1 protein-coding gene is annotated in these 781 nt (G+C 76.6%); it reads left to right on the top strand.

The window, feature by feature from the left end; genetic code table 11:
• Nucleotides 1–781: protein-disulfide reductase DsbD family protein (locus tag HMPREF0731_RS22170; RefSeq protein ID WP_007006507.1), on the top strand; the 781-nt coding region annotated here is incomplete at both ends.

Below are 781 nucleotides of genomic sequence, written 5' to 3'. Positions count from 1 at the left end.
TGCCGCCGCCGCTGGCCGCCGCCGGCAGCGCCCTGCCGCTGTGGCAGGCGGCGCTGTGGGCGGCGCTGGGTGGGCTGATCCTGAACCTGATGCCCTGCGTCTTCCCCATCCTGGCGATGAAGGCGATGGGCATCGCCCGCCTCTCCGGCGCGGCGCGCGGCGCGGTGCGCGGCCATGCGGCCAGCTACACGGCGGGCGTGGTGCTCTCCTTCCTGGCGCTGGCGGGGGCCATGCTGGCGCTGCGCGCGGCGGGCGGCGTCGCCGGCTGGGGCTTCCAGTTCACCTCGCCGCTCTTCGTCGCCTTCATGGGCTGGCTGATGCTGGCGGTCGGGCTGAACCTCTCCGGCGTGTTCCAGATCGGCGGGCCGGTGGCGCTGGGCTCGGGTGCCGCGTCGCGCGGCGGGCATCTCGGCAGCTTCGCCACCGGCGGGCTGGCGGTGCTGGTCGCCACACCCTGCACCGCGCCCTTCATGGCCGCCGCCATCGGCGCCGCCATGCTGATGCCGCCGCCGGCCATGCTGGCGGTCTTCGCCGCCATGGGGCTCGGCATGGCCGCGCCCTATGCGCTGCTGGCGGTCTTCCCCGGCCTGGCCCACCGCCTGCCGCGCCCCGGCGCCTGGATGGAGCGGCTGAAGGAAGTGCTCGCCTTCCCGATGTATGGCGCGGCGCTGTGGCTGCTCTGGGTGCTGGCGCAGCAGGTCGGGCCCGAAGGGCTGGCCGCCGCCCTGGCCGGCGGGCTGGCCATCGGCTTCGCCGCCTGGGCGCTGGGCCGGGCGCAGGC

The organism is Pseudoroseomonas cervicalis ATCC 49957 (genome assembly GCF_000164635.1).
GTDB classification, from domain to species: Bacteria; Pseudomonadota; Alphaproteobacteria; order Acetobacterales; family Acetobacteraceae; genus Pseudoroseomonas; species Pseudoroseomonas cervicalis.
Note: the sequence above shows the minus strand (reverse complement) of the source record. Positions and strands in the feature narration are given on the sequence as shown.